The organism is Flavisolibacter ginsenosidimutans (assembly GCF_007970805.1).
Lineage (GTDB): Bacteria > Bacteroidota > Bacteroidia > Chitinophagales > Chitinophagaceae > Flavisolibacter > Flavisolibacter ginsenosidimutans.
The window spans coordinates 4,687,520-4,712,318 of the sequence record NZ_CP042433.1; the positions used below are offsets into that span (position 1 = coordinate 4,687,520).

Annotated in this window: 24 protein-coding genes; 12 read left to right on the top strand and 12 right to left on the bottom strand. The window is 46.4% G+C overall.

The features are described 5' to 3' along the window. Nucleotides 1-123: 123 nt before the first annotated feature. The 3 genes from FSB75_RS19940 to FSB75_RS19950 all read left to right on the top strand — a co-directional run bounded on the left by FSB75_RS19940 (nt 124) and on the right by FSB75_RS19950 (nt 3,934). The gene (locus tag FSB75_RS19940) at nt 124-351 is read left to right on the top strand and encodes a hypothetical protein (protein ID WP_146791066.1); all 228 of its coding nucleotides are present in this window, start codon (nt 124-126) and stop codon (nt 349-351) included. Then, a complete protein-coding gene (locus FSB75_RS19945; RefSeq protein ID WP_227990674.1) occupies nt 335-742 on the top strand; it encodes a type II toxin-antitoxin system VapC family toxin in 408 nt (135 codons plus the stop codon). The genes FSB75_RS19940 and FSB75_RS19945 overlap by 17 nt, the downstream gene beginning before the upstream one ends. Nucleotides 743-811: 69 nt before the next feature. Then, on the top strand, nt 812-3,934 hold the full coding sequence (locus FSB75_RS19950) for a VPS10 domain-containing protein (RefSeq protein WP_146791068.1): 3,123 nt from the start codon (nt 812-814) through the stop codon (nt 3,932-3,934). A gap of 259 nt (nt 3,935-4,193) precedes the next feature. Here FSB75_RS19950 and FSB75_RS19955 read toward each other — a convergent pair whose 3' ends face one another. Continuing rightward, entirely contained in the window at nt 4,194-4,796 is a 603-nt protein-coding gene (locus FSB75_RS19955; RefSeq protein WP_146791070.1) for a DNA-3-methyladenine glycosylase, read from the bottom strand. Between the two features lie 104 nt (nt 4,797-4,900). Here FSB75_RS19955 and FSB75_RS19960 point away from each other — a divergent pair, with 104 nt between their 5' ends. Both FSB75_RS19960 and FSB75_RS19965 read left to right on the top strand, forming a co-directional pair. Then, the gene (locus tag FSB75_RS19960) at nt 4,901-5,680 is read left to right on the top strand and encodes an EI24 domain-containing protein (protein WP_146791072.1); all 780 of its coding nucleotides are present in this window, start codon (nt 4,901-4,903) and stop codon (nt 5,678-5,680) included. A gap of 74 nt (nt 5,681-5,754) precedes the next feature. Further along, nucleotides 5,755-6,459, top strand: a complete 705-nt coding sequence (locus FSB75_RS19965) for an SAM-dependent methyltransferase (RefSeq protein WP_146791074.1) — start codon at nt 5,755-5,757, stop codon at nt 6,457-6,459. Between the two features lie 244 nt (nt 6,460-6,703). On the opposite strand, the gene FSB75_RS19970 is transcribed toward FSB75_RS19965, so the two are convergent. Together FSB75_RS19970 and FSB75_RS19975 are read right to left on the bottom strand one after the other, a co-directional pair. Then, nucleotides 6,704-7,369 (bottom strand): hypothetical protein, encoded by a 666-nt coding sequence (locus tag FSB75_RS19970; protein ID WP_146791076.1) that lies wholly within the window; start codon nt 7,367-7,369, stop codon nt 6,704-6,706. 174 nt (nt 7,370-7,543) lie between these two features. Further along, complete coding sequence (locus FSB75_RS19975; RefSeq protein WP_146791078.1) at nt 7,544-7,894, bottom strand: hypothetical protein; 351 nt, start codon at nt 7,892-7,894, stop codon at nt 7,544-7,546. Between the two features lie 386 nt (nt 7,895-8,280). Between FSB75_RS19975 and FSB75_RS19980 the strand changes: the two genes are divergently transcribed. The 3 genes from FSB75_RS19980 (at nt 8,281) to FSB75_RS19990 (ending at nt 11,303) form a co-directional block, all read left to right on the top strand. Then, on the top strand, nt 8,281-9,543 hold the full coding sequence (locus FSB75_RS19980) for an adenylosuccinate synthase (RefSeq protein WP_146791080.1): 1,263 nt from the start codon (nt 8,281-8,283) through the stop codon (nt 9,541-9,543). A gap of 75 nt (nt 9,544-9,618) precedes the next feature. Continuing rightward, a complete protein-coding gene (locus FSB75_RS21905) occupies nt 9,619-10,017 on the top strand; it encodes a hypothetical protein (protein WP_172623238.1) in 399 nt (132 codons plus the stop codon). A gap of 5 nt (nt 10,018-10,022) precedes the next feature. Further along, on the top strand, nt 10,023-11,303 hold the full coding sequence (locus tag FSB75_RS19990; RefSeq protein WP_146791085.1) for an anthranilate synthase component I family protein: 1,281 nt from the start codon (nt 10,023-10,025) through the stop codon (nt 11,301-11,303). A 124-nt stretch (nt 11,304-11,427) separates the two neighbouring features. On the opposite strand, the gene FSB75_RS19995 is transcribed toward FSB75_RS19990, so the two are convergent. From FSB75_RS19995 to rny, 5 genes are all read right to left on the bottom strand, one after another. Beyond that, complete coding sequence (locus FSB75_RS19995; RefSeq protein ID WP_146791087.1) at nt 11,428-12,432, bottom strand: lytic transglycosylase domain-containing protein; 1,005 nt, start codon at nt 12,430-12,432, stop codon at nt 11,428-11,430. A gap of 42 nt (nt 12,433-12,474) precedes the next feature. Then, nucleotides 12,475-13,899 (bottom strand): Asp-tRNA(Asn)/Glu-tRNA(Gln) amidotransferase subunit GatA, encoded by a 1,425-nt coding sequence (gene gatA, locus FSB75_RS20000; RefSeq protein WP_146791089.1) that lies wholly within the window; start codon nt 13,897-13,899, stop codon nt 12,475-12,477. A 29-nt stretch (nt 13,900-13,928) separates the two neighbouring features. Next, entirely contained in the window at nt 13,929-14,162 is a 234-nt protein-coding gene (locus FSB75_RS20005) for a Sec-independent protein translocase subunit TatA/TatB (RefSeq protein WP_146791091.1), read from the bottom strand. 125 nt (nt 14,163-14,287) lie between these two features. After that, nucleotides 14,288-14,662: a 50S ribosomal protein L19 gene (rplS, locus tag FSB75_RS20010; protein WP_146791093.1), complete on the bottom strand. Its 375-nt coding sequence runs from the start codon at nt 14,660-14,662 to the stop codon at nt 14,288-14,290. Nucleotides 14,663-14,907: 245 nt separating this feature from the next. After that, nucleotides 14,908-16,473 (bottom strand): ribonuclease Y, encoded by a 1,566-nt coding sequence (gene rny / locus FSB75_RS20015; protein ID WP_146791095.1) that lies wholly within the window; start codon nt 16,471-16,473, stop codon nt 14,908-14,910. A gap of 147 nt (nt 16,474-16,620) precedes the next feature. Here rny and FSB75_RS20020 point away from each other — a divergent pair, with 147 nt between their 5' ends. Next, entirely contained in the window at nt 16,621-17,145 is a 525-nt protein-coding gene (locus tag FSB75_RS20020) for a uracil-DNA glycosylase family protein (protein ID WP_146791097.1), read from the top strand. Here FSB75_RS20020 and FSB75_RS20025 read toward each other — a convergent pair. From FSB75_RS20025 to pheT, 3 genes are all read right to left on the bottom strand, one after another. Next, a complete protein-coding gene (locus FSB75_RS20025) occupies nt 17,142-17,444 on the bottom strand; it encodes a cell division protein ZapA (RefSeq protein WP_146791099.1) in 303 nt (100 codons plus the stop codon). The two genes, FSB75_RS20020 and FSB75_RS20025, sit on opposite strands and share 4 nt — an antisense overlap. Before the next feature lie 102 nt (nt 17,445-17,546). Beyond that, nucleotides 17,547-17,831 (bottom strand): hypothetical protein, encoded by a 285-nt coding sequence (locus FSB75_RS20030; protein ID WP_146791101.1) that lies wholly within the window; start codon nt 17,829-17,831, stop codon nt 17,547-17,549. Then, the gene (gene pheT, locus FSB75_RS20035; RefSeq protein ID WP_146791103.1) at nt 17,828-20,248 is read right to left on the bottom strand and encodes a phenylalanine--tRNA ligase subunit beta; all 2,421 of its coding nucleotides are present in this window, start codon (nt 20,246-20,248) and stop codon (nt 17,828-17,830) included. Before pheT ends, FSB75_RS20030 begins: the two co-directional genes overlap by 4 nt. A gap of 183 nt (nt 20,249-20,431) precedes the next feature. On the opposite strand from pheT, the gene FSB75_RS20040 reads away from it, so the two are divergent. From FSB75_RS20040 to FSB75_RS20050, 3 genes are all read left to right on the top strand, one after another. Then, nucleotides 20,432-20,959 carry a DUF4440 domain-containing protein gene (locus FSB75_RS20040; RefSeq protein WP_146791105.1) on the top strand — a complete coding sequence of 176 codons (528 nt, stop codon included), beginning with the start codon at nt 20,432-20,434 and terminating at the stop codon, nt 20,957-20,959. 270 nt (nt 20,960-21,229) lie between these two features. Next, nucleotides 21,230-22,777 carry a YifB family Mg chelatase-like AAA ATPase gene (locus tag FSB75_RS20045; protein ID WP_146791107.1) on the top strand — a complete coding sequence of 516 codons (1,548 nt, stop codon included), beginning with the start codon at nt 21,230-21,232 and terminating at the stop codon, nt 22,775-22,777. A 50-nt stretch (nt 22,778-22,827) separates the two neighbouring features. Further along, nucleotides 22,828-23,718 (top strand): hypothetical protein, encoded by an 891-nt coding sequence (locus tag FSB75_RS20050; protein WP_146791110.1) that lies wholly within the window; start codon nt 22,828-22,830, stop codon nt 23,716-23,718. 53 nt (nt 23,719-23,771) lie between these two features. Here the strand turns inward: FSB75_RS20050 and FSB75_RS20055 are convergent, their stop codons facing one another. After that, the gene (locus tag FSB75_RS20055) at nt 23,772-24,791 is read right to left on the bottom strand and encodes a glycosyltransferase family 2 protein (protein ID WP_172623239.1); all 1,020 of its coding nucleotides are present in this window, start codon (nt 24,789-24,791) and stop codon (nt 23,772-23,774) included. Nucleotides 24,792-24,799 lie beyond the last annotated feature (8 nt).

Here is a 24,799-nt window from a genome sequence, read left to right on the forward strand (position 1 = left end):
AGATTGATAAATTGAAATGGATTTGAAGAAAGCCGGCCTAACAGCCGGCTTTTAATTGAGGCACGGGACCGTGAAAACGCAGGATGCCGGTAAAAAACTAAATTTGTTTCAAACAGTATTGTTATGAACGGCGAAGCAAGAAAGCTGCATCTTATAGAAGCACTGCTTAAAGTAGAAGATGAAAAAAAACTGCAAGAGATTGAAGCCTTGCTTTTGCAAGTGTCACCGAAATCTTCCACGGGAAAACGACCGGAAGATTTTGCGGGGATTTGGACAGAGGAAGAAGCCGAAGAAATAAAAAAGTATATCGAAGAAGGCTGTGAACAAATCAATCATGATGACTGGAAATAAAGTCATACTCGATACCAACATCATCATCGAGCTTTTTAAAAAGAACGAAAACGTCAGGAGCATCGTTGCAAGAATTGAAATGGTTTGCGTTCCGCTTATTGTACTTGGTGAACTGCGGCTTGGTGCATATCGTTCGAAGAACCCGACAGCTAAAGAAAAGGAAATTGAAGATTTTTTATCAACTTCTGTTTTGCTTTTATTGAACGACCGGACGACAAAAATTTATGCGGGCACAAAAGCAGCATTGTTATTGAAAGGTAGGGCAATTCCAGAGAACGACATTTGGATTGCTGCAATTGCTTTACAGCAAGCCCTTCCCTTTTACACCCATGACGCTCACTTTCGCGAAGTGGACGGACTCCAACTTTTCAATCCGCTTTCCTCTATCTGATACGGCAAAGATTTTCATTCCTCGTTCTCACATCATTTGTAACTTTTGCCCTTCAATCACACAAATCCCATGAGAAAAATTTTTCTGCTCGTTTTATCCTTCGGTTTTATTTCCTCCTTCGCACAGAAAAAGAAATCAACAAGCGAAACCACCAACACTGATTCGCTTCTTTTCTCCAAAGTTAAATACCGGCTTGTTGGGCCCTTTCGCGGCGGAAGAAGTGCAGCGGTAACCGGCAGTTATAGAAACAAAAACACCTTCTACTTCGGCGCAACCGGCGGCGGTGTTTGGAAGACAACCGACGGCGGCAGCAACTGGAAAAACATCAGCGATAAATATTTCGGCGGCACCATTGGTGCGGTAGCGGTTGCGCCAAGCGATGAAGACATCATCTACGTTGGAGAGGGCGAGAATACGATTCGCGGCAATGTAAGCGAAGGTAAGGACGGCATTTGGCGCAGCGATGATGGTGGCCGCACGTGGAAGAACATTGGATTAAAAGACGGCAATCACATCATTCGCATCATCATTCATCCCAAAGATCCCAACACGGTTTGGGCCGGCGTTTTAGGACACGCATTCGGACCCAATGAAACAAGAGGAGTTTACAAAAGCACCGACGGCGGTAAAACCTGGAAGCGTACGCTGTTTGTCAACAACCTTTCAGGCGTTTCGGATATGGTGATGGAACCGGGCAATCCTTCTGTTCTTTATGCAGGAACATGGCGCATGATAAGAACGCCGTACAGCATGGAAAGCGGCGGCGAAGGCAGCGGGCTTTGGAAGAGTACAGACGGTGGCGAAACCTGGACAAATATCTCCTCAAAGAAAGGATTGCCAAAAGGTGTGTGGGGCATTGTTGGCGCGGCCGTTGCGCCGTCCAATCCCGATAAAATTTATGCACTCATTGAAAACCCAAGCGGCGGGATGTTTGTATCAAACGATGGCGGTGAAAACTGGTCGTTAACATCAAGCGACAACAACATTCGGCAGCGTGCATGGTACTATTCTAAAGTTTTTGTTGATCCCAAAAACGAGAACACCGTTTATGCACCGAACGTAAACTTCATGCGCAGCAGAGACGGTGGTAAAACCTTTCAATCCTTGCGAACGCCGCACGGCGATCACCATGATTTGTGGATTGATCCTGCCGACGGAAACCGAATGATTGTGGCCGATGACGGTGGGGCACAAATCTCGTTTGACGGCGGCGAGAACTGGAGCAATTACAACAATCAACCCACGGCGCAATTCTACCGTGTATCAACAGACAATTCATTTCCCTACCGCATTCTCGGTGCGCAGCAGGATAACACAACCGTTCGCATTAAAAGCAGAACAAGCGGTGCAGCCATTACCGAAAACGATTGGGAGCCCACCGCCGGCGCGGAAAGCGGTTACGTGGTTGCCGACCCTCTGAATCCCGATATTGTTTACGGCGGCAATTACGGCGGTTATATTTCGCGGCTTGATCACAAAACGGGAGAGAACCGTGCGGTATCGCCCTGGCCCGATAATCCAATGGGCGCAGGCGCTGACGTGTTGAAGTATCGCTTTCAATGGAACTTTCCCATCTTCTTTTCGCCGCACAATCCAAAGCGTTTGTACACGGCGGGCAACGTGTTGTTTGTAACGGAGAATGAAGGCGCTTCCTGGGAGCAAATCTCACCGGATTTAACCACCAACGATAAATCAAAGCAGGTTGCAAGCGGAGGGCCGATCACCAAAGACAATACATCGGTTGAATATTATTCAACCATCTTCACCGCGGCAGAATCGCCTTACGAAAAAGACTTGTTGTGGACGGGCAGCGATGATGGTTTGGTTTACGTGAGCAAAGACGGCGGCAAGCATTGGGACAACGTAACCCCGGCTTCCGCACCCAAATGGATGATGTGGAATTCGATTGATGCCGATCCTTTCAAAAAAGGTGCGGCTTACATTGTTGGAACACGATACAAACTTGATGATTTCACGCCGTACATCTACAAAACCGAAGACTACGGCAAGACCTGGAAACTCGTTACCGCGGGCATTGCAAAAAATCATTTTGCCCGCGTGCTGCGTGCCGACAAAAAGCGGCAAGGCTTGTTGTATGCCGGCACGGAATACGGCATGTATATCTCGTACGACGACGGCAGGAGTTGGAAGCCGTTTCAATTAAATCTTCCAATGGTGCCCATCACAGATTTAACCATTAAGGAAAACGATTTGATTGTGGCTACGCAGGGTCGGGCTTTTTGGGCAATTGATGATTTAAGCGTAGTGCAGCAGATGAACAGCGAGGTTGTAAACAAACCACTGTACGTGTTTAGCAGTGAACCTGTTTACCGGATGACGAGCGGTGAACGTTTCTCTTTTGGTACACCGCGCAACGCAGGTGCAAATCCGCCGGCGGGTGCGGTTTTGTATTACTACGCAAAAGACGTGAACGATTCAACGAAAGCTTCGGTTACGGTTTACGACAAAGACCGCAAAGAGATCAGAACGTATTCTACGGACGCAAAAGAAGCGAACCGGAAAATGGACGTAACCAAAGGCATCAACCAATTTGTCTGGAACCTTCGTTACCCTGAGTCCGAGCCGATTGAAGGCATGATTTTGTGGAACGGAAATCCCGGCGGCATTGTGGCGCCGCCCGGAAATTATTTTGCAAAAATCAAAGTGGGAAAAGATTCCGCCGAAGTTCCCTTTACGGTAAAAGCTGATCCGAACTACAAAATGTCGGGAGGCGATTACGAAGCGCAGTTTGCTTTTCTGAAAACGGTGCAGGACAAGTTCAACGAAACGCAAAAAGCCATCAAAGACATTCGGTCGCTGCGCACGCAAATCAATGATTTTGTGAGCAAGCAAGGCAGGGACGTTCCTAAGGAAATTAAGTCCGCCGCCGACAGCCTCAACAAACAGTTAACGGCAATCGAAGAAACGCTTTACCAAACAAAGGCAAAAAGCGGACAGGATGTATTGAACTATCCCATTCGCCTGAACGATAAACTGAGCGGCGTGTTTGATGTGGCCAACAGCGGCAATGCTTTGCCCAGTAAGCAAGTGCGGGACGTGTACAATGATCTGGCTTCGCAGATTGATGTGCAACTTGCCAAACTGAAAACAATAAAAGAGAAAGGCGTTCCGGCATTTAATGCGCTTATTCGAGAGAAGGCGTTGCCGGTAATAAAACCCACGATGCCCTAAACAAACAACGAATAAAAAGCCCGGCAAAATGTCCGGGTTTTTTATGTAACCGGCCAGGCAAGTTCTGCTCACCGCCAGTTGCGTCGCACACTTGTAGGTTCGGAACTTTATTCAACATTTGCAGGCAGCGGCGCAACGGTTAAGCGGCGCAGCGTCGTTGCTCCGCTGCCGCGTGAAATCTTGCTGAGTACCGATAAGAACGTACAAGTGTGCGACGCAACCAAAGTTTAATAGCTCTACAATTGCCGGTCAACAAAAATCATTTCTTCTTTCCGCTTACGTATTTGCTTCCTTCGAGATAAAACCGGTAATGCCACTCTGCGTGTTCGCCGGCATAATCCACGCCGATGCGCGGCGATGAAAGGAGGTCTTCTTTCTTCACAACAAAACCGTCATCGGCAACAAACAATTCCTTGCTTTGCAATGACAATCCGCATTGCAAAGTGTGAAAGCCAAAGGCTTTTCCCAAACGTCCCGGCCCGCTGGTGATGTTGTCATCCCACTTCTTTTTCCCCGTGCGTTGAAGCATAATATCCTTTCCTTCGAGTGGCTCCACAGCGCGAATCAAAACGGCGTGCGCCACGCCTTCTTTTGCGGTAACGATGTTGAACATTTGATGAATGCCGTAGCACAGGTAAACGTAAGCTCTTCCACCTTCACCAAACATGATTTCTGTGCGTTCGGTGCGGCCTTTCGATGCGTGTGAAGCTTTGTCCAATTCGCCGGCGTAGGCTTCAGTTTCCACAATGCGTCCTGATGTGTATTCGCCGTTAAAATTTGTTGCCAGCACTTTTCCCAACAGGTCTTTGGCAATGGCTACTACGTCGTCGCGCAGGTAAAACGAAAGCGGAAGTTTTTTCATCGTTATAAATTCAAAAACCAACAAGCAAATAGCAAACCGTACCGCTGTTGGCGATTGCCGATTGCTGATTGCCGGTTATATTTACCGGCTATAAAAGCCGCCGTTTGCTCAAAGAAATCATCATCGCCATCCAGTCTTTTTTTGAAGCCCACAATTTCATTCGGAAGCACCGGTTGTGGAAGTGGATCTTGATTCCGGGCCTTGTGTACATGATCTTGTTTGTGGTGGGCATTTATTTTTTTATCAACTCATCGGACAAAGCCGTTACGCTGTTAAGCAACAGACTCGGCATCACCGCCTGGTTGCAACGCCAGGCCAGCGACCTGCTGTATTTTCTGTTTGTGATGGCGGCCATTATGCTGCGGCTCATCTTGTTCTTTTTTTACTTCTCGCTTTTTAAATACTTGTTCCTGATCGTTGGCTCGCCGGTGTTTGCTTATTTAAGCGAGAAAACATCGAGCTTAATTGAAGGAAAAGATTTTCCGTTTTCAACGTCGCAATTGCTGAAAGACATGACGCGGGGCATCCGGCTTTCGGTACGCAACGCACTGTGGCAAACGGTGTACGTGTTTGCTATTTTGTTGCTCTCGCTGTTGCCGCTTGCGGGCTGGATATCGCCGCTTATTGCCTTGTTTATCGAATGTTATTACTACGGCTTTTCCATGCTTGATTACAGCCTTGAGCGAAACCGGCTGCCGGCAAGTGCCAGCATTGATTTCATCGGGCGGCACAAAGGTCTCGCCATCGGCAACGGCCTGATGTTTTACCTTATGCACGTCGTTCCCTTTATCGGTTGGGTATTGGCGCCGGCTTACGCAGTGATTGCCGCTACCTTAAGTTTGTACAAGGTAAAAGGACAAGCAGCAATCGGAAATAAACAATAAGCAATCGAGAAACGGCACTAACACAATAACTCAATATCCCAATATCTTAATATCTCAATAACCTAACCCCAACCATGCCCGCGACAGTTTACCTCATACCCACCGTTTTGTCCGAAGGTGCAACGGACTGTTTACCGGCCTACATTCTGGCGGCAGTAAAGCAATGCAATGTTTTTTTTGTAGAGAACGAACGAACCGCAAGGCGTTACCTGAAATCCATTTGGAAAGAAATGGTGATTGACGATTACGAATGGTTCAACATGAAGGAAGTAACGCGGGAGGTTGAAGCAGGTTTTCTGCAAAAAATTAAGGAAGAAAAAGGCATTGGTATTATCAGCGAAGCCGGTTGTCCCGGCGTGGCCGACCCGGGGCAAACGCTTGTTCATCTTGCACAACAAAAAGGCGTAACCGTTAAGCCCTTGGTTGGCCCAAACTCCATCTTGCTTGCGCTGATGGCCAGTGGCATGAACGGTCAGCGGTTTCAGTTTGCCGGTTACCTTCCTATTGACCTTGCACAAAGAGCAAAGGCGATAAAGGCATTGGAGGCCGAATCAAAGCAAAAAGACTGCACGCAAATTTTTATCGAGACGCCTTACCGCAACAATCAACTGCTGGAAACATTGTTGAAGACTTGCCAGCCGCAAACGCAAATTTGCATTGCCGCGGACATTACAAGTGAAGAAGAGTTCATTCAAACAAAAACGGTGCAGCAGTGGAAGAATGCTTTGCCGCAATTGCACAAGCGTCCGGTAATTTTTTTGTTGTATGCGGGATTGTAAAAGAAATGTTTATTGGACAAGGTGCATTGCTGCTATTGGGCTGGCGTTGCGACGCTCCGTTCAAGGTTCGTATTTCTGTTCGGCAAGCGAACGTGAAAGCATTTGCTGTCGGGTGAGCATTCATTGAACGTCAGCCTTGGTTAAAGATGTATAGTCAAATTGAAAAAAATCTGTTCAGCCCATGTTCGTCAGCCCACATGACGTAAAGCCCGTGTTGCCTGCTGGCGTTTTTGTCGTCAGCATGTTACCAACTCTCAAACCTTGTCCCCTTAAGAAAGTAGTCATAGGAGAAAAGCCGGTCGTTAATTTCTTTTTTCTTCAACAAGTACTGCTTTGTGTCAATCTCGTAATTTTCTCTGGCTTTAAGAAGTTGTTCTAACTCTTGTTTTTTGAGATGTCTTTTTTTGACGTTCTCATAATCTTCCAAGTCTTTTTGCCGCTGCTGAACAACGTCTTCCCGAATTCTGTTCGGGTTTTCCTGATTGGTCGTTCTGTCAAGTGAATGACCATTGCGTTCAATAAATGAAATTGTTTGCCCGAACTCAAAGAATGGCTCTTGCCTTATGTATTGTTCGTAACCTTTTGAACTAAAATGAATGTCGCCTTGTTGGGTGATAATTGTCCAACGGCTATTGCCTTCCTTTTCTATGTCTTCAATTTCAAAAGCATTCCCAAAACCAATGTCAAAATCAAATGCCAGGTCTTGCGCCGATTTGAATACAAGTGTCGCTGGTGCAACCCAAAAGGTAAAAGGCATTCCTTCCAAGTCAGGCTTGTTCCATTGAAGAATATAGTCAATGTCTAACTCTAAATCTTCAGTTAAGCGGATTTTGTAAATATTACAGTCGTGCCAACTCATTTGCTCAAAATCTGCATCTGTCCATACTTGCTTTTCTAGCCTATAGCTCATCTTGAAATTTCAGGTTGTGTTACAGTATGCTTGCGGACAACGTCCAGAGGCTTGCCGAAGTACAGGCATTCCGTGATTCTTCAGCCTCATGCTTGGTTTAAAGTTAAATAGAATTGTTTTGTTCTGCACTTGCACCTCAGCCTGTATTTTGGGAAGCCTGTGTTGTGCGTTCGTTTAGTAAGCCATTCCGCTACTTAGCTGTGTTGAATCATTGACGAGCTCCAACTCGGACCAAGTACAGACTCCATTGCCGCCTTCCAAGTAGCGTACACCTGCAAGTTCAGTATCATCTACTTTTTCTGCCTGGATAACAATTACTAATACTTTTGAGTCGGACTCTCCGTCGATCTGGTAAGCCAATACAGGGATCTGAACATCTAATACTTGATGGTCTTGCCCGTCATTTATATAGAACACAGCACGGCCTTCTATTACATCTTGCTCTGTCGCTATCTTACTTTTGATATGTGGGATTTGCTTCCAAGTAGAAAAGTCAATTGCTTCCCATAGGGCATCTTCATTCATGATGGCTCTTATTTATATGGCGCACAACAGTTATTATGCGCGTCTTTTCCGTAGCGCATTTCTGCCACCAATTTCATCAACTATTTCCAAAGGAACAAGTTGCAGCCGCGTTTTCGTGTTATTCAATTAGCACGGAGCGCCTAACTCTGCAAAACCAATAACACGAAAACGCGGTGGGCTTTCTGCCGTTCGGTTGTTCATTTCGCGTGCAAAGATTGCCGAAAAGCGAACCGAACGCACAAGAGTGCGACGCAACAAAAGCCCAATAAATATTCTGGCTTCTGGTTCATAAAAAAATATCCCGGTTGAAAGAAGAAAAAGTTTTTTCCGTCCAAATCTTCCCTTTAAATCGTCCCGGGGTATCTTCGCCCCGCTAAAAAATACTTATGGTTGATGTAATTCTTGGACTGCAATGGGGCGACGAAGGCAAAGGAAAAATCGTGGACTACTTTGCTTCGCAATACGACGTGATTGCCCGCTTTCAGGGCGGTCCAAACGCCGGGCATACTTTGTATGTGGGCGATAAAAAAATTGTGCTGCACCAAATCCCTTCCGGTGTTTTTCACGAGCAAACGGTTAATTTAATCGGCAACGGCGTGGTGCTTGACCCGGTAACGCTGCGCAAAGAAGCCGACAAGGTTGCCGCCTTTGGCATTGACCTCAAGAAAAATCTTTTCATCTCCGAACGAACGCACCTCATTCTTCCCACACACCGAGCTTTGGACAAAGCCGCGGAACTTTCAAAGGGAGAAAGCAAAATTGGTTCAACATTAAAAGGCATCGGACCGGCTTACATGGACAAGACGGGCCGCAACGGTTTGCGTGTGGGCGATTTGCTGCACAAAAGCTTTACCACGCAATACATTAAGCTTCGGTTGAAGCACCAAAAATTGCTCGACAATTACAACTTCACCGAAGAGATTTCGGAATGGGAAGAAGAGTTTTTTGAAGCCATTGAGTTTTTGAAATCGCTTAACATTGTCAACGGCGAATACTTCATCAACGATAAAATTTCTGCGGGCAAAAAGGTATTGGCCGAAGGAGCACAGGGCAGCATGTTGGACATTGATTTCGGCACTTTCCCTTTTGTAACGTCAAGCAACACAATCTCCGCCGGTGTGTGCAACGGACTGGGCGTGGCACCGCAAAAAATCAAGGAAGTCATCGGCGTAAGCAAGGCTTATTGCACCCGCGTGGGCGGCGGTCCATTTCCTACGGAACTCGAAGATGAAACAGGAGAGAAGTTGCGCAAAGTAGGAAACGAATTTGGCGCTACCACAGGTCGTCCGCGCCGCTGCGGCTGGATGGATTTGGTGGCCCTCAAATATGCGTGCATGTTGAACGGCGTGACGCAAATTGTAATGACGAAAGCAGATGTGCTGGATGCCTTTGAGGAATTAAACGTATGCACGGCGTACGAAATAGCCGGAAGAGAAACAAAGGAGATTCCGTTTCAAATGACACATGCGGCCATTGCGCCAAAATACCAATCTTTCAAAGGCTGGAACTGTGATTCGTCTTCAATTAAAAACGCAGCCAATCTGCCCGCCGAGATGAAAGCCTATATTCAATTTATTAACGGGGCATTGGGTGCAGAAGTAAAATATATTTCGAACGGCCCGGGCCGCGACCAACTAATCAAAATCTGAGCAGAAAAAAAAGGTGCGAAAATTTGGCGGATTGACGTCCTTAAATAAATTTTACACCGACAATTGCAAACAGTTATGGCAGCAGAAATTTTAGTAGAGGAAGTTTCCTCGGGCACAACTTTACTTGACACATTGTTGGCGCAGGCCAAAGGCCGCTCCGCAAAGACAAAGAAGGACGATGATAATGATTTGGACGATGAAGACGTAGCACCAAAGAAAGCGGCAAAAGGTAAAGCTGCAGCCGAGGATGATGACGATGCCGACGACGATGATGACGCGGGTGCAGAAGAAGAAGACGACGACGATTGGGATCCGGACTTTGACGAGTTTGACGTTCCCAAATCCAAAAAAGGAAAAGGCAAAGAAGAAGAGGAAGAAGAAGATTTCAAGCCGGAAGAAGAGGAAGACTTCAGCGACATGGAGCTTTACAATGACAGCGCCGGCGGCGGCTTTGACGATGACGACGATTATTAAATTTGATGGATACAACGCTGAACCAATGCAGTTATAAACTGACTGACGTGCCGGCGTTCAAGAAAAAAGTGCTGAACTGGTTAAAACCGTTCGGCATTTTTTGTTATCTGGACAACCAGGAATACAACAATGCACCGCACCGGCTTGAATGCCTCGTAGCCGCCGGCGTCAGCGATTCCGCAGAAGGCATTGACATTAAAGATGCGGACGATTTCTTCAGCAAAAAACGCTGGCTTTTCGGCCATCTTGCTTATGAACTTAGGAGAAGTCTTTATCCGCTCACTTCGCATAAAGAAGACAAGATTGGGTTTCCGCTTTTTTATTTTTTTGAGCCGCAAATTGTGTTGGAAATAAAGCAGGAACATCTCTTCGTTCATGCCTCTAATCCCGCAAAAATTTTTGCCGACATCATCCATTGCCCGTCCATAACGGAAGGGGAAAATTTTGCTTTGCCAATTGCGCCCAAGGGCCTTTTAAGTAAAGAAGATTACATTGAAAAAATCCGGTCGTTACAAGAGCATATTCTTCGGGGCGATTGTTATGAAATCAATTTTTGCCAGGCGTTTTTTGATTACGAAGCCTCGATTGATCCTTTCACTGTGTTTCAAAAACTGATGGGAGTTTCGCCCAATCCTTTCTCGGCTTTCTATCGGCTGCACGATAAATATTTGCTTTGCGCCAGTCCCGAACGTTTTTTAATGAAGCAGAAAAACCACTTGGTTTCTCAGCCCATCAAAGGCACAATAAAAAGAGAGTTGATTTCGGTTGAAAAAGACGAAGAACTAAAAAAAAAGTTGCGCGAAAGTCCAAAGGAGCAAGCCGAAAACGTAATGGTTGTTGACCTGGTGCGCAACGATCTTACACGTATTTGCAAAGAAAGCTCGGTTGCGGTTGACGAGTTGTTCGGCACTTACACTTTTCCTCAAGTTCACCAAATGATTTCCACGGTTAGCGGAGAATTGAAGAATGGTAGTTCGTTCACAAAAATTGTTGAAGCCATGTTTCCCATGGGCTCCATGACCGGTGCACCCAAGCACCGGGTGATGCAACTGATTGATGAATACGAGCCGTCGGCAAGAGGAATTTTTTCAGGTGCTGTCGGTTACATTAATCCGGACGGCGATTTTGATTTGGCCGTCGTCATCCGAAGTCTTATGTACAATCAAACAAAAAAGATTCTTTCTTACCAGGTTGGCTCGGGCATCACATTTTACAGTGATGCGCAGAAAGAGTGGGAAGAGTGCATGTTAAAAGCCGAAGCCATTCAACGGGTTTTAGAGATGTGAAATGACAGACGTGACACCGTAAGGCCTCTTACGCTAAAGTGTACTTCGGCCTCACGTTTAACTTCTCACGCAAATAAAAAGTGCCGGCTTTGCAGCCAGCACTCAACCTTAAGTGGAAATATTTTTAGTTCTTTACCATACCCAATAAAATGCTGACGGATTCTTGAAGAATGGGCACTTTATTCAAAGTAAACAATTCCATTTTATCATTCGGCAAGCGCAACTCATAAGTGCCTTTTAACGAAAGCTGTTTGTCGAAATTCGGGTTCAGTCTGGCAAATTCAGGCAGACTCATTTTAATGTTGTCGGCAATGGCTTTTGAATGATATTTACCGCTGATGTTTTGCACGGCTATTGAGCCGTCAACAACCGTAGGCGATAGATTCAAATCGTCGGTTTCCGCCTTTGTTAACGTCGTCAGCCCACCTTCGCCTTCCATGATGTAGTGCGTGGCAATAAACTTCTTTACATGGTTGCGGCTCTCGGCCGGAAGATATTGCTGCAAGTCCCAAAAGTTGCGGCTGCCACTGCGTTTAATGGCTGTGTTCACCTTGCCCGGACCGCCGTTGTAAGCAGCAATCACCAACAACCAATCGTTGTACAATTCATACAAATAAGCCAGGTAGCGTGCAGCGGCGTATGTGCTCTTAAAATAGTCGCGACGCTCGTCCACACGGCCGTTTACCCGCAGGCCAAGGTCACGGGCTGTTTCGGGCATCAGTTGCCAGGGACCGCCGGCACCCTTTACCGAAGTGGCACCGGGTTTTAACTCCGATTCAATCACCGCCAGGTACTTCAATTCGGTTGGCAGGTTTCTTTTCTCCAATGCCGACTCAATAATGGTGAAATAGCGTTTGCCGGTGATTTTTAAACGGGCTAAATTTTCACCTTCCTCTTCCATGTAATCCTGTACAAACGAAACGGCTCTGGGATTGAGTTTGGCGAACTGAAAATCGCTTTCGGTGCCTTGTTCAAAGAGATCTTTAAAACCAAGTTTGGGATCTGTTTTCAGGAGTTCAACGTCGGTGGTATCGCTTTGGTTGCTCGTTCCGCGAAGCGGAGTGGCGGCTGCGTAATCCCTCAATAAAAAACTGACGAGAATGGTAGCCAACAACAGGAGTTTGTTCATCACAATCTTTTTAGGATGGTTAGCCAAAAACACACGGGAAACTTACTCTCTCTCTGATTGTTGCATCAGTTGATGCGAAAAGCGGTGCAAACATACCTCATTTTGGGGAGAGGAGAGCACTTGAAGTCCAAAAGGAAGGTTAGAGGAATGTTTAAAAAGCGGTAAACTAACAGCGGGCACACCCGTAAGATTTGCAAAAACGGTAAAAACGTCGCCCATGTACATGGCTACTTTATCCTCATTTTTTTCGCCCAGTTTATAGGCAACAGATGGAGCATTTGGCGCCAGAATAAAATCAAAATCGTTGAAAATGAGAGATGTTTGTTGCTGCAAAAGCCTGCGGACCTGTTGGGCTTTGGTAAAATAAGCATCGTAATAGCCGGCACTTAAAACAAAGGCGCCAAGCATGATGCGGCGTTTTACTTCGCTGCCAAAACCAATTTTACGGGCTTGTTGATAAAATGCTGCAAGATTTTGAACAGCCCCGTCCTGCTTTGGGCCGTACCGAACGCCGTCGTAACGCGAAAGGTTACTGGACGCTTCGGCAGTGGTAAGAATATAATAGGTGGGAACAATGTAGTCGGTCAATGCGAAAGTCACCGCCTCAATTGTATGGCCTTCTTCTTTTAGCTTTTGCAATCTCTGCTGAATGGCTTCGGAAATTTCCGGGTCAATGGAAGGGTGGTTTACCCATTCGGGGAAATAAGCAATGCGGTATTTTTTGCTTTCGCTTTGCACGGATGACCAATCCGGTGTTTGTGTAAGAGCCGTGCTGTCAAAATCATCCGGTCCTGCAATGACTTCTAAAATGATTGAAGCGTCACGGGCAGTATTCGCTAAAACACCAATTACATCAAAGGAAGAAGCATAAGCAATCAGGCCGTGACGTGACACGCTTCCGTAAGAAGGCTTTATTCCAACGACACCACAAAAATCTGCCGGCAGACGAACGGAACCGCCGGTATCGCTACCTAACGAAACCATGCAAAGACCGGCTTTTACAGCGGCCGCGCTTCCTCCGGAAGATCCACCGGGAACGTGTGCCGCGTTGTTCGGATTGATGACCGGCCCGTAAAACGAATTCTCGTTGGTAGAACCCATGCCAAATTCATCGCAATTCTGGCGGCCAATGATAATGGCGCCTTCCTGCAATAACCTTTCAACGGCGGTAGACGAATAAAGCGAGGTGAAATTTTGAAGAATGCCCGATGCGGCGGAAAGTTTGTGGCCTTTGTAGCAGATGTTGTCTTTTAAACCAATAACCACACCGTGAAGCCTGCCTTTTTTTTCTGCACCATCTAAAGATTCGGCGCGGGCCAATGCCTCGTCGGCAAAGACCTCTACAAAAGCATTTAAAGAAGATTGTTCCTGTATGCGGGAAAGAAAGTGTCGTACCGCCTGTGTGCAAGTGGTACGACCGCTGTATAAATCTGCGTGATAATGTTCAATGGAAGAAAACGAAAACAAACCTTAACGAAAATGGCGAAAGATGAAGATTAAGGTTGTGTTTGCGAAGGCGTGCTTGTAGTGTTCGAAGTCGTCGTTGTGCTGGAAGAACGGGTATCGTTTACGCCGCTTTCAATTTCTTTGCGCACGTTGTCTTTCGCATCGTTAAACTCACGAACGCCACGGCCCAGGCCACGCATCAGTTCGGGAATTTTTTTACCACCAAACAGCAGCAGCACAATGATGAGGATGATCAGAATTTCATTAAAACCTAAAGGTCCCATAAAATGGATTTAAAAAATGAAAGAATAGTGTTCAAAGGTATTTCAAAAAAAGGCGGTTGTCCGTTATTTTTTTGCAATAAAAAAGCGGAAGTCTGACCTCCGCTTTTTTATAAAGTTTAAAAAGATTACGCTGTTGCTTTTGCGGCAACGGCTCTTTTCTTTTCCTGGATGCGTGCCGATTTGCCACTGCGTTCGCGCTGATAGTAAAGCTTGGCACGGCGTACGCGGCCGGCTTTGTTTACCACAACGGAGTCAATGTTGGGCGAGAAGAAAGGGAACAACCTTTCTACGCCAATACCGTCGGAGATTTTGCGAACGGTAAATGATGCAGTAGCGCCTTCACCCTGGCATTTGATCACATCGCCGCGGAATGACTGGATACGTTCTTTGTTTCCTTCAATGATTTTATAGTTGACGGTAACGTTGTCACCGGCTTTAAACTTGGGTAAGCTTTTCTTGTTGGTCAACTGCTCGTGTACAAAAGCAACAGCGGCGTTCATAACTCAGAATTTTAGGGAGGCAAATGTAGGGGAAAGATTCCGGATTCGGGATTTGCAATTAGAGATTTTTAGCCGGAACCTGGATTTTATGAGATTTTAAGGAATTTGTCTGAACCGTGATTTGGGTGGATGAAAAGGATTTGCTGGAAATAAAAGAGTCGTTCATCACCGAACGACTCTTGCTTTATAAGATTGTTTTTATTTCCTCCTAATCCTCAAAACCTCGCCATGTCACGGTTCAGACATTACCTTGCCACGTTTACCGCCCGCTTTTCCCGAATCACGGTCACTTTAATCTGCCCCGGATAAGTCATTTCGGTTTGAATTTTTTGGGCAATATCAAAGGAAAGCTTTTCGCTGTCGCCGTCTGTTACTTTGTCGGCTTCCACAATCACACGCAACTCGCGTCCGGCCTGAATGGCGTAGGCTTTTTCAACGCCGTTGTAGGCTTGCGCAAGGTTTTCCAATTCTTTAATGCGTTGCAAATATTGCTGCATGATCTCGCGGCGTGCTCCCGGACGTGCACCGCTAATTGAGTCGCAGGACTGGATAATAGGAGAGATGACAAACTGCATTTCCATCTCGTCGTGGTGAGCGCCAATGGCGTTTACAACGGCTGGTACTTCGCCGTACTTTTCGGCCAGTTTTGCTCCCAGCAAGGCATGACTCAATTCTGTTTCCTCATCCGGCACTTTGCCAATGTCGTGCAACAAGCCGGCACGTTTTGCAAGCTTAGGATTCAAGCCCAGTTCAGCGGCCATGATGCCGCAAAGATTCGCTACCTCCCGGCTGTGCATCAGCAGGTTTTGCCCGTACGATGAGCGGAAGCGCATCTTGCCCACGAGCCTTATTAATTCTTTATGCAAACCGTGAATGCCCAGTTCAATTACCGTGCGTTCGCCAATTTCCATGATTTGTTCTTCCAACTGGCGCTTTGTTTTTTCGACCACTTCTTCAATGCGGGCCGGGTGAATGCGGCCGTCGGTTACGAGGCGCTGCAAACTGAGGCGGGCAATCTCGCGGCGCAACGGATCAAAGCAGGAAAGAATAATGGCTTCGGGAGTGTCGTCCACAATCAAATCCACACCGGTGGCGGCTTCTATGGCGCGAATGTTCCGGCCTTCGCGACCGATGATCTGACCTTTAATCTCGTCGCTCTCTAAATTAAAAACGGTAATGGCGTTTTCAATGGCTTGCTCGGCGGCTGTGCGCTGAATGGATTGGATGATGATTTTGCGGGCCTCCTTGTTGGCCTTCTGCTTGGCCTCGTCAATAATTTCCTGCTGAAGACCGAGGGCTTGTGAATGCGCTTCTTGTTTTAAACTTTCAACAAGTTGGGCCTTGGCTTCGTCAGCCGTGAGGTTGGCCAATTTTTCCAAGCGGCGGGTGTGTTCTTCCTGGTGCTTTTCCAATTCAGCCTGCTTCAGGCTAATCACGTCCATCTGGCGGGTAAGATTTTCTTTGATGGCGTTGTTCTCTTTGATCTGCCGCTCTAACTGTTCTGTTTTTTGGTTAAGCCCTTGTTCTTTTTGCCGAATGCGGTTTTCGCCTTCGCCTACTTTTCGGTTGCGCTCCAGCACTTCTTTTTCGTGCTCCGCTTTCAGTTGCACAAACTTTTCTTTGGCCGATAATTCTTTTTCCTTTCGAACGGTTTCGGCGCGGAGTTCGGCTTCTTTGATCAGGTTTTGTGCGTGGAGTTCGGCTTCGTCAACTTTCCTTTTTGTGTCTTTGGCAAAGATGAACTTTCCCGCAACGATGCCCACCGCGAGGGCGACGACGGCAATGATCAGGGTCGCTATACTGAGTTCCATTAATCAATTGTTTTTATTGTTTTGTTTGGGTAGATGATCTTCCCTTCTTTCAAAAAAGGAAAGTGAGCGAAGATAGAGAAAGCAGGCCGATTTCGGACAGGCCAGCAGAGGCCGGCTTGCTGGAAAGTAAATTGCAAAAGAACTCGCATGGCTTCGCTAAAAATAGAATCCCATCCTTTTGCGTCTTTTGTTCCATCACCGATGAAATGTTTAATCATTGGCAGCTTTCCGGGCAAGGAACAAACACGCGGCAGCCTAGACGAAAATGCCTGGTTTTACGGTTCGCCCTACAACCAGCTTTGGCGCATACTGGAACAGGCTTATGACCGCGGGTTAAAAACAAAAAACGACAAGCAACAATTGTTTGAAGAAGCCGGCATCGGCATGACCGATATTTTTAAATCCATTATTCGCACGGCGGGCAGCAACCTTGACGAGAATTTGCAGATAGTGGAGTACAATAAGGATGAAATTGAAAAAATTCTAAAGGCCTTTCAGCCGCAGGTATTTTGTACCAGCCGTTTTGTGGAGAAGGAATTTAAAAAAATGTTTCCGGCTTATGCGGCGGTAGATGTTTTGCCTTCGCCATCGCCGCGGTATTTTAAATTAAGCATTGCACAAAAGGCGGAGATTTATAAAAAGAAGTTGCCGCCGGCGAAAAAAGCCGATTAACTGCCACTGCGTTCCAGCGCCGTATCAATTAAATTTTCCAGCGTTTGCAAGCGGCTGCTCACGTTGTCCATGTTCATTACATTGGTGATGGCCGCGTTTTGCTCCGTGGCAAACCAAACCAGTACCATTGCAATGTAATCCTGCATGTCCTTGCCGGCAAACATGGTTTTGAATTCAACGATTTTATCGTTGATGGTTTTGGCCGTTTTGCGCACCACTTCTTCGTCCTTGGGTTGGATGCGTACGCGATAACTTCGATCGCCGACGACGAGGTTAAGAGGAATGAGTTCTTCGTTCATAATAAAAGCTATCAGCTATCAGCTATCAGTTGTCAGTACAGAGCAGAGTATAATTTGTCGTATCTCGTGACTCGTAGCTGAAAGCCGATGGCCGATAGCTTTTTATTGACTTAAATACGCAATGGTCTTGTCTATCTCTTTAATGTACTTGTTCAGCTTTCGCTCAAAGGTTTTTTTATCCTTGTCGTTCATCTGCCCTGCCGCCATTTTTAAAATAGAGATTTGTTGTTGCAGTTCATCTGCCTTGCTTAAAGCTGCCGCCTCCTTTCCTTTCCATTCTTCTATTTCTTCGCGCAGCTTATCGTTCTCTCTTTCCAAACGGTTGTGCTGCCGCAAAAGGTTTTGCAGCTTTTCGTAAAGCGTCGTAAACTGCTGGTCAACGGTCATTGCTTGCGGATTTCAGCACCAAGAGACTTTTCCAAGGTTGCCATGATTTTATTCATCCAGCCATCAATTTCTTTATCCGTCAGGGTTTTTTCTTCGTCCAGAAAAGTAAAGTTCACGGCCAGTGATTTTTTGTCTTTGCCCAATTTATCGCTTTCAAAAACGTCAAACAATCTCACGTCGCGCAACTGCGGCAAGCGAAGTTTCTTCACGCTTTCCTGAACCTCGCCGTAGTACATATCCTTTGGCACAATCATCGCCAGGTCTCTTTCTACTGCAGGGTATTTTGGAATCTCTTTAAAAGCAATTTTACTGCCTGCATTTTTTAGCAAAACATCCCAATAAAAATCCGCAAACAAAACCTGCTGCTTCACGTCGAATTTACCCGCCAGTGATTTTTTTACGCTGCCGATTTCCCCGGCTTTTTCCTTTCCAATGAAAATGTTCAGCGAAGAATCCAAATCGGCGTTGTCGCCCTTTTCTAACGCAACACCTTTTACGTTCAGCGCTGTCAATAATGATTGTGCAAGGCCTTTCAGATAATAGACGTCAACGGGCACGCCTTTGCCTTTCCAACTGTTTTCGTTCAGTTGTCCCGTTGCGTAAAGGCACAAGTGATTTATTTCTACATATTCGCCAACCCCTTTTGTGCCGTAGGTTTTGCCAAATTCAAAAAAGCGCAGGTTGTTGTTTTTGCGATTGAGATTAAACTGGATCACTTCCAGCGCCGTGTACATCATCGAAGGGCGCAAGGCATTCAGTTCGTTGCTTAAGTTGTTCAGCAACTTCACTGCGGTCGTTGATTCCTCTTCTGTAAAATACGCGGCATTGGTAATGGAGTTGGTCAGAATTTCGGTAAAGCCGGCACCGGTTAAAACACCGGAAATCTTTTCTTTCCTGCTTTCGGCTTTGTAATCTTCCTCCACCGATGGCGTGATGGTGATGGACGTAGGAATGTCAATGTTGTCCAAGCCATCAATGCGCAAAATCTCTTCTACCACGTCGGCCTGTATCGTCACGTCGGGTTTGTGATACGGCACTTGCAACGCAATGCTTTCTGCGTCGTCTTTCACTACGCTGAATTGAAGACTTTCCAAAATGGCTTTTACGCTTTCGGGCGGATAAACTTTGCCGCTTAATTTTTTTAAGAAAGCATAGGACAGTGTTACTTCTTTTTTTGCTTCCGGCGATGGATAAACGTCAACGATTTCTGATGCAATAGAACCTCCGGCAATCTCTTTCATCAACATTGCGGCACGCTTCAATACGGTCACAGTGTTAGCGATGTCAATGCCTTTTTCAAACCGCGTAGCCGCATCGGTGCGCAAGCCGTGGCGAAAGGATGTTTTGCGAATGGAGATCGGATTGAACCAGGCACTCTCTAAAAAAATATTTTTTGTCTTTTCCGTTACGCCGCTGTGCAAACCGCCAAACACGCCGGCAATGCACATCGGTTCGGAGGCATCGCAGATTATCAGGTCTTCGCTGTTTAACTTGCGTTCTTTATCGTCAAGTGTTATGAAAGAAGTGCCTTCGGGCAATGTTTTTACCACCACTTCCTTTCCGCCGATTTGGTCGTAATCAAAAGCGTGCAGCGGCTGGCCGGTTTCGTGCTGAATAAAATTGGTAATGTCAACGATGTTGTTGATGGGGCGAAGGCCAATTGCCTTCAATCGTTCCTGCAACCACTTCGGCGATTCGGCTATGGTTACGTTCGCAAGGCAAACACCCGAATAACGTTTGCAGGCTTCGGCATTTTCAACCCGTACTTTAATATTTAAGGAGGTATTGTCAACGGCGAAATTCGTTTGCGGCAACACGGGTTTTGCTTCGATTTTATCGTGATGCGTGAGATAGGCGCAAACGTCTCTGGCCACGCCCCAGTGACTCATCGCGTCCATGCGGTTTGGCGTGAGGCCAATTTCATAAATCACATCGCTGAACGGTTTGAAATAATCCGCGGCGCTCGTGCCTACTTTCGCATCACTCGGCAATACCATGATGCCTGCGTGAGAAGAGCCCAAACCAATTTCGTCTTCCGCGCAAATCATGCCGTAGCTCTCTACACCGCGAATCTTGGCCACCTTCATCGTAAGCGGTTCGCCGCCGGTTGGATAAATGGTTGTGCCCACCGTTGCCACCACTACTTTTTGACCGGCAGTCACGTTGGGTGCGCCGCAAACAATCTGCAACGGTTCGCCACCAACCGAAACTTTCGTGAGCTTTAATTTATCGGCATTCGGATGCTGGTTTGCTTCCAAAACTTCACCAATCACCAATCCTTTCAGTCCGCCTTTCACTTCTTCAAAACGTTCCATTTTTTCTACTTCCAGTCCTACGGAAGTAAGAATCTGCGAAAGCCGCTCGGGATTGAGTTTTACGGGCAAATAGGTGCTGAGCCAATTATAAGAAATCGTCATTGTTACGTTTCGTTGAAATGCGGCAAAGATAGGAGTTTGACTTGTCGAAGCCGGAAGGCGAAGGCCTTTGCGTTGTGTTTTCCGGTAGATGTTTGTTATCTTAACGGTTCCTTCCTATCCAACGCCGTTTCGGTACTTCGTTGAAAGCTGCAACACAAATTTTTTAACCTCAAAATCGAACACATGAAACGTTCAAACCTCTTGCTGACCGTGGCGCTTTTTGCGCTTGCCTTTGGTGCGTTTGCGCAAAGCCCGAAACCGGCCGTCAACAAAATGACGAACATGCCGTACAAAGTGGAAAACACCAACCTGAAATTTGGCAGCAGCATGTATGCCATGCAGGTATTGCAGGCATGGAAAGCCTGGGACGATAACGAGTTGGATAAAATGAGTGGCATGTTTTCCGATGATTTTTGGGGCACCCTGGCCGATGGCACCGTGGTTAAAGGAAAGGAAGCCTTTCTAAAAGGAGGAACGGAATACCGCAGTAGTTTTTCTTCTGTGTCCAGTGAAGTAATTGCCTGCACCACTTTAAAAAGTGCCGAGCACCCCGATAACGACGCCGTTGTAATTTGGGGAAGAGAAACCGATGTCAAAAAAGACGGAACCTCACAAAAGGCGGCCCTTCACGAAGTGTGGTTTTTTAACAAGGCCGGGAAGGTGTTTGAGTTTCACCAGTATGCCTCGCCCATAAAAGAAGAAATGAAATAAGGCTCTCTTTTAGCGTTTAAGTGCCCTTGCGTTTGCAGGGGCTTTTTATTTACGGTTTGCCCATAGCAAACGAGACATACCTGCTCACTGGCTGTTAGGGATGCGATACTTCGACTGCTCTCCATAAACGACACAAAGCACAACAAATAGATGAACCCATAATCCGTAAAACTTCTTTTCTCCTTTGCCCTTTGCGAAAAATTATTCTTTCGTACCTCCAAAAAAAATATCACTTTTAATTATTCCTCTTACCAAAACTACATTTGCTTCATGCTTGTAAAAACCTTTGGCAGTGCGGTGTACGGCGTCGAGGCCATTACCATCACAGTAGAAGTAAACTGGATGGGTTCAGGCCTTGGTACCGTCATTGTGGGCCTTGCCGACAACGCCGTCAAAGAAAGCATGCAACGCATCGAAAGCACGTTTAAAGTCATTGGCAAAGAAATGACCCGCACCCGCGTCGTCATTAACCTCGCACCGGCCGACCTTAAAAAAAGCGGAACCGCTTTTGACCTTCCCATCGCCGTCGGCATTTTGGCCGCTATCAAGCAATTAAAAAACGGTGAGGCCATTGACAAGTACATCATCATGGGAGAGTTGAGTTTGGACGGCGAAGTGCGTCCCATTAAAGGCGCCTTGCCCATTGCCATTCAGGCCCGCAAGGAAGGTTTCAAAGGACTGATAGTGCCCAAAGTAAATGCAAGGGAAGCGGGCATGGTGAACAACTTAAACGTTTACGGTGTTTCGCATATCAACGATGTCATTCAATTTTTTGAAAGCGAAGAAAAAAGCCTGGAGCCAACAACGATCAACACCCGCGAAGAATTTTTTCACTCGCAATACGATTTTGAAGCCGACTTTGCCGATGTAAAAGGGCAAGAAAACATTAAACGGGCATTAGAGATTGCGGCGGCTGGCGGGCACAACGCAATCCTGATTGGCCCGCCCGGCGCAGGAAAAACAATGCTGGCGAAACGATTGCCCACCATACTTCCACCTTTGAGTTTGCACGAAGCCCTGGAGACGACAAAGATTCATTCCGTAGCGGGCAAACTGCCGGAGAACACAACGCTAGTTTCAAAGCGTCCGTTTAGAAGCCCCCATCATACGATTTCAGATGTGGCATTAGTTGGCGGCGGCGGCATTCCGCAACCCGGCGAAATATCGCTGGCGCACAACGGTGTTTTGTTTTTAGACGAATTGCCGGAGTTTAAGCGGCAAGTATTGGAAGTGATGCGTCAACCAATGGAAGAACGAAGAGTAACAATCTCCCGTGCGAAAGTGGCGGTTGATTTTCCCGCATCGTTTATGCTGATTGCTTCGATGAATCCCTGCCCTTGCGGCTTTTACAATCATCCCGAAAAAGAATGCACTTGTCCGCCCGGCGCGGTGCAAAAGTATTTAAACAAAATCTCCGGTCCTTTGCTTGACAGAATTGATTTGCACGTAGAAGTGACGCCGGTTCCTTTCAGCGAATTGTCCACCTTAAAACCGCAAGAGACTTCGGAAAGCATTCGCGAAAAAGTGATGAAGGCGAGAGAGATTCAGGCGGAACGTTACAAAGGCCACAAAGGGATTTATTGTAATGCGCAAATGAGCAGCAAAATGCTGAAAGAAATTTGCGTTATCAACACAGCCGGACAGGCTTTGTTGAAGAAAGCCATGGAGCGTTTGAATCTTTCGGCACGGGCTTATGACAGAATTTTAAAAGTTTCCAGAACCGTTGCCGATTTAAGCGGGAGCGAAGACATAAAAATTGAACATCTTGCGGAAGCAATACAATACCGGAGTTTAGACAGGGAAGGTTGGGCAGGATAACAGAGTAGTGAATCAGGCAGAAGGCAACAGCATGAAATTGTAAAGAACAAATGAAGAAACTGAACTTTATCGAAAAGTGGTTGTTGCGGCAACGCGATTACGACAAGTACAAAAACTACAAATACGAACTGCGCTTAAGCAGAACCTCTCTTTTTACACCGCCTGATTTCCCCGCAAAATCCGATTATCATTTTAAGCACAGCGGCAATGCCGGCGACATTATTTATTCGTTGCCCACGGCTTATGCCATTGCCGGCGATGCACGCATTCATTTTCACCTAAGCCTGGAAGGGAAAGGCGTTTACGGCAAATCGCCGCACCCGCTTGGGGATAAAATGCTCACTGAAAGAATGGTGGCCATGCTGTCGCCTTTGCTTACTGCACAACCAAAAATTGCTTCGTGCAGCGTGTATCAACCCGACGATGTTATTGACGTTGATTTGGACCTGATGCGCAGTCATCCCGTTTCCATGAACGCGGGCCACATTGCCCGTTGGTATTTTTATGTGTTTGCCGTTAATGCCGACCTGGGCAAGCCCTGGCTTTTTGTACAACCCGACAACAGCTTGAATGATTATATTGTTGTAGCCCGCAGCCAGCGTTATCACCAGCCCGGGATTGATTATTCTTTCCTGAAAAAATATCCGAAGCTTTTGTTTATGGGTGTTGAACAAGAGTGGAAAGAAATGAAAGAAATGCTTCCTTCAATTGAACACTGCCCCGTCAATGATTTTTTGGAATTGGCTCAAATCATTGCCGGCAGCAAGTTGTTCATCGGTAATCAGTCTTTTCCATTTGCCATTGCCGAAGGCTTAAAAACAAAACGTCTGCTCGAAGTTTACTGGCGTGCACCAAATGTAATTCCCGAAGGACCGAACGGTTATGACTTTTATTTTCAGCCGCAATTTGAAAAATTGGTGAAGCGATTGGCCGAAGAATAATTTCGACGAAATTGCTGTTGTCTGGTTAATGTTTTGCTTCTTTCGCAAAAGCATTATTTGTTGCGCCGTTTTTGAAAGGCCTTGTACTTCCATTTTTCAATTTTGTAACGGAGATAATTGTATGGCAGTTTTTTGATTTCCGGTACTTGTGGAATTACATCTTTTAATGCTTCATTCACCACCTTGCTGCTATATTCACGACAGGCCCGCAGGTATTTGTATCGAATGATGTTTCGTAATTCTTCTTCCGGTAAATATTCCCGAACGGCCGCAAAACGTTTGTCTGACAAATAAGTGTGAAACAACAAAATATCATCGCCCCAAAGCGAACGCAGGCTGCGCTTGAGTGAAGCATCTTTTTGTGTTGCGCTAGTATTGGTGCTCGTTTGCGAGCTGCCGTGTATGCGAAAATGCGCCAGCGTTTCCGGCGTAAATGCAATGCCGTTGAGAAGTGCGGCTCGTACCGCAAATTCAAAGTCTACCGACTGATAAAACCGGGCATCAAAGCCGCCTGCCCGTTGCAATACGCTTTTGTGAAAGAGCAGGCAAGTCGGTTCACCAATAATGTTTTCGGTGCCGTACATTGCTACTTGCTGTGCAAGAATTACTGGCGTGATCAATCCTTTGGAAAAAACTTTTTCGGCTTTGTTGGCAATCTTAATATACGCAAGCGTTGCTGCCGGTGCATTGGCTTCGACAATAAAATCTCTCCGGCAAAATGCAATGGCGGCGTTGGTTTCGCGGCACAAGTCCATTAGTTTTTGCACGCAGTCGGGTTCAAGTATGTCGTCTTGAAAAAGAAATTTTATCCAGGAATGTTTTGCCTCTTCCACGCATTTGGTCCAGTTGGCTACCATTCCGCCGGAAGCCGGGTTTTTTAGAACACGAACATTGTCGTGCGTTGTTGCAAAACTGTTGGCGATGATTAATGTATTGTCGGTTGAGCCATCGTCAACCACCAGAACTTCAATTTCAGGATAGGTTTGCTTTACCGCCGACTGAAGCGCCTCTTGCAGATATTTTTCGCCGTTATAAGCAGGAATGCAAATGGATACCCCTTGTTCAGTTGTCACACCAATTG